This window comes from Planomonospora antibiotica (assembly GCF_014647955.1).
GTDB classification, from domain to species: domain Bacteria; phylum Actinomycetota; class Actinomycetes; order Streptosporangiales; family Streptosporangiaceae; genus Planomonospora; species Planomonospora parontospora.
Genome location: NZ_BMQE01000065.1, coordinates 21593 through 29437, shown reverse-complemented (window position 1 = coordinate 29437; position 7845 = coordinate 21593). Strand labels below are relative to the sequence as shown.

The 7845-nt window shown below is 73.5% G+C and carries 7 protein-coding genes; 5 read left to right on the top strand and 2 right to left on the bottom strand.

Annotated features, from left to right (window positions below; genetic code table 11):
* On the top strand, positions 1-812 hold an 812-nt coding region (locus IEZ06_RS32885), incomplete at its 5' end, for a substrate-binding domain-containing protein (RefSeq protein WP_189240572.1).
* Between the two features lie 151 nt (positions 813-963).
* On the top strand, positions 964-1851 hold the full coding sequence (locus IEZ06_RS32880; protein ID WP_189240571.1) for a carbohydrate kinase family protein: 888 nt from the start codon (positions 964-966) through the stop codon (positions 1849-1851).
* 141 nt (positions 1852-1992) lie between these two features.
* Here the strand turns inward: IEZ06_RS32880 and IEZ06_RS32875 are convergent, their stop codons facing one another.
* The gene (locus IEZ06_RS32875) at positions 1993-5562 is read right to left on the bottom strand and encodes an indolepyruvate ferredoxin oxidoreductase family protein (RefSeq protein ID WP_189240570.1); all 3570 of its coding nucleotides are present in this window, start codon (positions 5560-5562) and stop codon (positions 1993-1995) included.
* A 113-nt stretch (positions 5563-5675) separates the two neighbouring features.
* Here IEZ06_RS32875 and IEZ06_RS32870 point away from each other — a divergent pair, with 113 nt between their 5' ends.
* The 3 genes from IEZ06_RS32870 (at position 5676) to IEZ06_RS32860 (ending at position 6863) form a co-directional block, all read left to right on the top strand.
* Positions 5676-6128, top strand: a complete 453-nt coding sequence (locus tag IEZ06_RS32870; protein WP_189240569.1) for an Lrp/AsnC family transcriptional regulator — start codon at positions 5676-5678, stop codon at positions 6126-6128.
* Positions 6129-6134: 6 nt separating this feature from the next.
* Entirely contained in the window at positions 6135-6395 is a 261-nt protein-coding gene (locus IEZ06_RS32865; RefSeq protein ID WP_189240568.1) for a cytochrome P450 family protein, read from the top strand.
* 189 nt (positions 6396-6584) lie between these two features.
* On the top strand, positions 6585-6863 hold the full coding sequence (locus IEZ06_RS32860) for a hypothetical protein (protein WP_189240567.1): 279 nt from the start codon (positions 6585-6587) through the stop codon (positions 6861-6863).
* On the opposite strand, the gene IEZ06_RS32855 is transcribed toward IEZ06_RS32860, so the two are convergent.
* Positions 6860-7783 carry a DUF2382 domain-containing protein gene (locus tag IEZ06_RS32855; protein WP_189240566.1) on the bottom strand — a complete coding sequence of 308 codons (924 nt, stop codon included), beginning with the start codon at positions 7781-7783 and terminating at the stop codon, positions 6860-6862. The genes IEZ06_RS32860 and IEZ06_RS32855 overlap by 4 nt on opposite strands.
* Positions 7784-7845: the final 62 nt, after the last annotated feature.

Below are 7845 nucleotides of genomic sequence, written 5' to 3'. Positions count from 1 at the left end.
CGATCTTCCCGGCCTTCGCGCAGGCGATCGAGAAGGCGCTCACCCAGCACGGCTACACGCCCGTGCTCTGCACCCAGCTGCCCGGCGGCGCACCGGAGGACGAGTTCACCGAGCTGCTGATGGAGCGCGGGGTGAGCGGCATCGTCTTCGTCTCCGGGCTGCACGCCGACACCACGGCCCGGATGGACCGCTACACCCGGCTCATCGACCGGGGTCTCCCGATCGTCCTGCTCGACGGCTACACCGACCAGATCGACGCGCCGTTCATCTCGCCGGACGACCGGCTCGCCGCGCGGCTGGCCGTGCAGCACCTGGTCGATCTCGGGCACGAGCGCATCGGCCTGGCCCTCGGCCCGCGCAGGTTCGTGCCGGTCGTCCGGAAGATCGAGGGCTACCGGCAGGCGATGTCCCAGCTGCTCGGGACGACCGAGGTGGACGAGCTGATCTCGCACTCGCTGTTCTCGGTGGAGGGCGGCCAGGCCGCCGCGGTGAAGCTGCTGGAGCGCGGCTGCACCGGCATCGTGTGCGCCTCCGACCTGATGGCGCTGGGCGCGATCCGGGCCTGCCGGGACCGGGGCCTGTCGGTCCCGGGCGAGGTGTCGGTGGTCGGCTTCGACGACTCGCCGCTGATCGCCTTCACCGACCCGCCGCTGACCACCGTGCGCAAGCCGATCGGCGCGATGGCCTCGGCGGCGGTGGAGACGCTCCTGGAGGAGATCAACGGCGCGCCGGGCAAGAACATGGAGCTGATGTTCCAGCCCGAGCTGGTCGTGCGCCGCTCCACCGGCTCCGGCCCGCTGGTCAACCGCTGACCCTCCCACCCCCGTCGGCCCCGGCCCGACCGCCGGCCCTTCCGCTCCACCCGCTCCGAGCCCAGGGCCCCCGGCCGTCCACCGCCTCGGAGCCCTCGCCTCCTCCGGCCCCTCCGTACGGCCGGCCCCTCCGGACAAGGATCGTGAACCGATGACCCATGACGTCGTGGTGATCGGCGGGACGGGCGTGGACACCACCGCCTACGTGCCCGCCCTGCCCCTGCCCTACGCCGACACCTACGCCGTCCCGCCGGTGGTCGACCGGATCGGCAACACCGGCAGCGGCGTCGCGCTCGGCTGCCACGCGCTCGGCCTGCGGGTGCGCATCGTGGACCTGGTCGGCGACGACCCGCAGGGGCGCCTCATCCGGGAGCACTTCGCGGCCCGGGGCGTCGACGCGGGCTGGGCCACCGCCCCCCAGGGCACCCGGCGCAGCGTCCTGCTCGTCGGCCCGGACGGGCGGCGCACCTCGCTGTTCGACCCGCGCGCCGAACCCGGCGAGCGGCTCCCGCGCGAGCTCTACCTGGACGCCGTCCGCGACGCCCGGCACGTCCACGTGTCGATCACCGACTTCTCCCGGCACGTCTACCCCGACCTGGCCGGCCGCCCCGCCGCCACGGTCTCCACCGACCTGCACGACTGGGACGGGGAGAACGACCACCACCGGGACTTCGCCCGCTCCTCGGGGCTGGTCTTCCTGTCCGCGGCCGCGCTGGGGGACCGGCGGGAGGAGGTCATGCGCGGCATCCTCGCCATGGGCCGCGCCGAGACCGTGGTCTGCACGGCGGGCGCCGACGGCTGCCACGTGCTCGACTCCGGAGGGCTGAGGCACTTTCCGGCCGCGCCGCTGCCCGGACCGGTGGCCGACAGCAACGGCGCGGGCGACGCCTTCGTCAGCGGATTCCTGTACGGCAGGCTGCACGGCCGCCCGGTGGAGGAGTGCGTGCGCCTCGGCGCGATGGCGGGGGCCCACGCCTGCACGGTGGTCGGCACCCACGAGGACCCGATCACCGAGAAGGCCCTGCTCGACCGGGTGTAGCGGGCGCCGCCGCGGTCCTCCGCAGGGAGGAGGTCCGCGGCGGCGCGCTCCGCCGCCGGGGCCGCCTGCGCGGGCGGGCCGCGGCGGACCCCTGCCGCGCGCCGGGCAGGACGGGCCGGCGGCCGGGGCGGGCAGGCGCGGTCAGCGCGAGGAGTCCAGCTCCGCCAGCAGGGCGGCCGCCTTCTCCCGGTAGGAGGCGACCCCCGCGAGCTTGACGTGCTCGTAGCCGCGGATCACCTCGGGCAGCTCGGCCAGCTCGCGGACCCGGTCCTCGGTCTGCGGGGTCAGGCCCGCCAGGGCGCGGTGCACGTCGCGGGTGTACTCGGCGACGAGCTCCCGCTCGACCCTGCGCACCCCGGCCGCGCCGAACGGGTCCAGCCTCGTGCCGCGCACCCTGCGCATGCCGTACAGCAGGCGGAAGGCCGGGTCGAACCAGGAGCCCAGGCGGATCTTGCGCTTCATGCCCATCGCCCGCAGGACCGGCGGGTGCAGGTTGTAGGAGATCTTCGCGCCGGGCCCGAACTCGGCGGCGATCCTGGCCCGCTCGGCCGGGTCGAGGTGCAGGCGCGCGACCTCGTACTCGTCCTTGTAGGTCATCAGCCGGTGCAGCTGCCGGGCGTAGGCCTCGGTGACGGGGCAGCGGCCCGGCGTCTCGCGGGCGAGCACGTCGCGGACCGCGTCGGCGTACCGGGCGGCGTAGCGCAGGTCCTGGTAGGCGACCAGGTCCGGCACCCGGACGGTGAGGATCCGGTGCAGCTCGCCGCCCTCGGCCGCGCCGACCGACTCGATCAGCCGCCGGACCGCCTCGCCGAGGGGGCCGTCGAGGGCGCCGGGGCCCGCCGGCGGAGCGGAGGCGTCACCGGAGGGGGCGCCGGTCGCCCGCGCCACCGCCTCCGGGTCGGCGACGACCGCCCGGCCCCAGTGGAAGGCGGCCACGGTCTTCTCGGCCGACCTGCCGCCGCCCGCCCGGATGGCCCGCTCGATCGACCGGAGGCTGAGCGGGATGAGCCCGCGCTGCCAGGCCGCGCCGACCACGATGGTGTTGGCCGGCATGTGGTCGCCGAACAACGCCTGGGCGACCTGCTCGGCGTCGAGGTAGACGTTCAGCTCGCGGCGGGTCCGCGCCTCCAGCGCGCCGATCGGCGAGGCGGTGTCGGTCAGGTTCGTCGCCGGGTCGAGCACCATGGAGCCGGTCGGGACCAGGCTGGTGGAGACCACGGCCACGGTCCGGTCGCGGTCGGCGGCGCGCAGGTGGCGGGGGTCGGTGGCGCCGATCAGGTCCAGCGCCAGGTAGGCGTCCACGCTGGCCGCGCTCGCCCGGCCGGTCCGCTCCCCGTCCCCGCCGTCGCCGCCGTCGTAGATGACGATGTCGGAGACGACCGTGCCGCCCTTCTGCGCCAGGCCGGTCTGGTCGAGCCCCCGGGACCGCTTGCCGTCCAGGAGGGCGGCGGTGCCGAGGATCTGCGCGACCGAGACCACCCCGGTCCCGCCGATGCCGACCAGGCGGACGGTGGTCTCGCCGGTGCGGGCCTCGGGCTCGGGCAGGGCCGGGGGAGCGGGTACGGCGCGCCGCTTCGCCTTCCCCTTCGCGGGCACCACCGTCAGGAAGGACGGGCAGTCGCCGTCGGCGCAGGAGTAGTCCTTGTTGCAGGACGACTGGTGGATCTCGGTCTTGCGGCCGAACTCGGTCTCCACGGGGAGCACCGACAGGCACTCCGACTTCTTCGCGCAGTCGCCGCAGCCCTCGCAGACCCGCTGGTTGATCACCACCCGCCCGGCCGGGTCGGGCAGCGCGCCCTTCTTGCGCAGCCGGCGCTTCTCGGCGGCGCACTGCTGGTCGTGGACCAGCACCGTCACGCCCGGGATCGCGGCCAGCTCGCGCTGCGCGTCCTCCAGCGCGCTCCGGTCGCGCACCTCGGCGATCTTCGCCAGCCGGACGCCCCGGTAGCGCCCGGGCTCGTCGGTGGTGACGATCACCCGGCGCACGCCCTCGACCTCCAGCCAGCGGGTCAGGTCGGCCACCGCCAGGGACGGCTGGATGGTCTGCCCGCCGGTCATCGCGACCGCGCTGTTGTAGAGGATCTTGTAGGTGATGTTGACGCCCGCGCCGACCGCGGCCCGGACCGCGAGCGAGCCGGAGTGGTGGAAGGTGCCGTCGCCGAGGTTCTGGAAGATGTGCGGGGTGTCGGTGAACGGCGCCTGCCCGATCCACTGGGTGCCCTCGCCGCCCATCTGGGTCAGGCCGGTGAGCGTGCCCTTGCCCTCGGGGTTGAGCACCACCATCGTGTGGCAGCCGATGCCGGCGCCGACGGGCGCGCCGTCCGGGACGGCGGTGGAGCGGTTGTGCGGGCAGCCGGAGCAGAAGAACGGGGTGCGCTGGGCGGCGAGCAGCTTCAGCGGCTCCGGGCGGGAGATCACCGCCAGACTCCGGGTCACGCGGTCGCCGAGGTCGGAGCGGTCCTGCTCGGTGGCGACGCCCCTGCGGCGCAGCCGGAAGGCGATCGCCTTGGCGGCCAGGTCGGCGTCCACGCCGCCCGCCTGCGGGATCAGCCGGGCGCCGTTCTCGTCGAGCTTGCCCAGGACGCGGGGGGCGTCCGCGGTGCCGTACAGCACGTCCTTGATCAGGGTCTCCAGCAGGGGGGCCTTCTCCTCCACGACCATGATCTCGTCCAGGCCGCGGGCGAAGGTCCGGACGATCCCCGGCTCCAGCGGCCAGAGCATGCCGATCTTCAGCAGCCGGACGCCGGCCTCCTCCGGCGTGATGCCGAGCTTGCGGAAGCCCTCGCGCACGTCGTGGTAGGCGGTGCCGGAGGCGGCGATGCCGAGCCGGGCGCCCGCGGGGTCGGCGGTGATCCGGTTGAGGCCGTTCTCCCGGGCGTAGGCGCGGGCCAGCTCCGTGCGCGGGCCGACCAGGGTGCGCTCCATCTCCAGCGACCACGGGGTGAGCAGCGTGCCGTTCGGCATGTGCCGGTACGGCCTGCCCTCGTATTCGACGCCGTATTCGACGCCGTCGCCGTTCTTGACGCCGGGCATGACCGGGACGACCCGGTCATGCCCGACGCTCACGGTGGCGGTGCCGTCCACGACGTTGGAGACGGCCTTCACCGCGACCCACAGGCCGCTCGCCCGCGAGGCCGCGATGGCGTGGCGGCCCAGGTCGAGCAGCTCCTGGACGTTGCCAGGGTGGACGATCGGCATGCCGAGGGCGGCGAGCGCGCTCTCGGTGGCGGAGGGCAGGGTGGAGGACTTGCACGTCGGGTCGTCGCCGCAGAAGGCGATCAGGCCGCCCAGCGGGTGGGCGCCGACGAAGTTGCCGTGCCGGAAGGCGTCGGCCGCGCGGTCCACGCCGGGGGCCTTGCCGTACCAGACGCCCAGCACGCCGGCCCTGCGCGGGCGGGGGAGGGTGGGCACGAGCTGGCTGCCCCAGACGGCGGTGGCGCCCAGCTCCTCGTTCTGCCCGGGGCGGTGCACCACGCCGAGCGGCTCGGCGTGCTCGCGGGAGCGGGCCAGCTCCAGGTCGAAGCCCCCGAGCGGGGAGCCCGGATAGCCGGACACCATCGTGCCCGTGTCGAGTCCGGCGCGGCGGTCGGCGCGCATCTGGTCGAGGATCACCCGCACCAGTGCCTGCGTGCCGGTCATGAAGACCTGGCCCTCGTCGAGGAGGTACCGGTCGTCGGGAGTGATCTCGCGTGGATCGGCGAAGATCGTCATGCTGGTGGTCCCGTCTGTCGGCCCCGCTTGGATTGCGGCAAGGTTATGTCAGAGGGACCGGAATCCGATGCCAACATTCGCGGTGCTTCACGCCTCGATTAGCATCATTCGCCATGGACGCAACGGACCGCGCAATTCTCAGCCACCTGCAGGTGGAGGGGCGGCTGAGCAACCTGGAGCTGGCCGACCGGGTGCGCCTGACGCCCTCCCCGTGCCTGCGCCGGGTCCGGAACCTGGAGGAGACGGGGGTGATCACCGGCTACCGGGCCGTGGTCGACCCGGCCGCGGTGGGACGGGGCTTCCAGGTCCTCGCCTACGTGGAGCTGCAGGGCCAGGACGCCGATACGGTCACCGCCTTCGAGGCCGCCGTCATGGAGATCGACGACGTCGTCGAGTGCCTGCGCATGTTCGGCCACCCGGACTACGTGCTGCGGGTGGCGGTGCCCGACATGGAGGCCTACAGCCGGCTCCGCCTGGAGCGGCTGGGCCGCCTGCCCGGCCTGGACAAGCTCACCTCGCAGATCGCGATGAAGGCGCTCAAGCCGGGAGGCGTCCTGCCGCTGTGAGGGCCGGTGAGCGACATCGGCATCGACGACGACCCGGACGCGCTGACCAACCAGGACCCGCCGGAGCACACCCGCTACCGCCGGATCATGCACGGCACCTTCACCCCGCGCCGGACCGAACCGTGGCGCCCCCGCATCGCGCGGATCGCCGAGGACCTCCTCGACGGCCTGGGCGGCGACTTCGACCTGGTGCAGGGACACGCGCTCCAGCTGCCGGGCCGGGTCATCTGCGCGATGCTGGGTGTGCCGGTGGACCGCTACGAGTAGTTGGTCCGGTGGACGGACATGTTCCTGACCGCCTCCACGGCGACCGAGCAGGCGCGCCACCAGGGTTACACCGAGTTCGTGACTCCTCCGCCCCCTGAAGGGAGCAGCTTCTGAAGACGACCGGTTGTCCGAGGGCGAGCTGGTCAACACCGTATCCACCGCTTCGCCGGACACCATCCCAACCCGCATGTGGCGTTCGGGTACGGCCCGCACCGCTGCCTGGCCGCCGCCCTCGCCAGGGTCGAGCTCACCGAGGCGGTCAGGGCCCTGGTCACCCGGCGCCCCGGCCTGCGCCTGGCCGGGGCGCCCGAGTCGGTGGCCTGGACCGACGGCCTGGTCCACCGGCCGGTCGCCCTGCACGTCACCACGGGGGGGCGGCCCGCCGGAGCGACGAGCGCGGGCTCGGGCCGGGACCTCCGGCGGGCCGAAGACCCAGGATCCTGGGGAACCGAAGACCGAGGATCCTAGTAGGAGGAACGCCCGGACCCGCCGAGGTCGTCCCGGTCACCACGGTCGCCCCGGTCGCCCTCGAACTCGATGTTCTCCTTGCGGACCTGCTCGGAGACGGCCTCCTCGTCGGAGACCCGCTCCTTGCCGAGGCGGACCCGCTCGACCGGGACGGTCTTCTTCTCCACCGTCGGCCGCTCCTCGTGCAGGGTCACCTCGTGCTCGGCCTCGCTGATCTCCGGGCCGCTCAGCGACTCGTCGAGATTGGCGTCGGTGATCGGCTCGCGCTCCAGGCGGACCTCCTCGCGGGTCACCGGCACGCTCATCTGCTGCTCCTCGGTGACCACGTACTTGCGCAGCCGCGCCCGGCCGGTCTCGTGGGTCTCGGTGCCGACTTCGAGCCGCTCCTCCGAGCGGGTCATCGCGTCGTCCCGGCCGCCGAGGTCCGAAGCCGCGGTTCCGGAGCGGCCGAGGGACTCGTCGCCGCGGAGGTCCGAGCCCGCGGACCCGCCCGTGCCGCGGCGCTCGTCCTCGGTGAGGCCCAGGCGCTCGCGTTCGCTCTGGCCGCCGGAGTGCGCCCAGCCGCTCTCGCCCGGCCGGTTGGCGTCCTGCCAGGAGCGCTCCCAGTCGATGTCGTAGTAGCGGTACAGCTCGCGCTCCTCCTCGGCCGACAGGTGGCCGCCGGCGTCGACGTCCACGCTGGGGGCGTGCTTGATGCGGTCCTTGTCGTAGGAGACCTCGATGTGGTCGGAGACCACGTCGGCCGCCTGAGTCGGGACGAAGGTCTCCTTGGTGCCGAACAGGCCCGTCTTCACGCAGAGCCACTCGGGGCGGCCGGTGGCGTCGTCGAGGTAGACGTGCTTGACGTCCCCGATCTTGTCGCCGTTGGCGTCGTAGACGGTCTGGTCGATCACTGTGTTGATCTGCTCCAGAGTGATCATGGCTTTTCCCCTCGATTGTTCCTTTCGTCCCTTTCGTTGGAGGGCCATACCACTGTCAGCAG

Excerpts from the sequence above, each read along its gene's own strand:
- IEZ06_RS32880 (WP_189240571.1), top strand. The coding sequence starts at position 964 with ATGACCCATGACGTCGTGGTGATCGGCGGGACGGGCGTGGACACCACC.
- IEZ06_RS32875 (WP_189240570.1), bottom strand. The coding sequence starts at position 5,562 with ATGACGATCTTCGCCGATCCACGCGAGATCACTCCCGACGACCGGTAC.
- IEZ06_RS32870 (WP_189240569.1), top strand. The coding sequence starts at position 5,676 with ATGGACGCAACGGACCGCGCAATTCTCAGCCACCTGCAGGTGGAGGGG.
- IEZ06_RS32855 (WP_189240566.1), bottom strand. The coding sequence starts at position 7,783 with ATGATCACTCTGGAGCAGATCAACACAGTGATCGACCAGACCGTCTAC.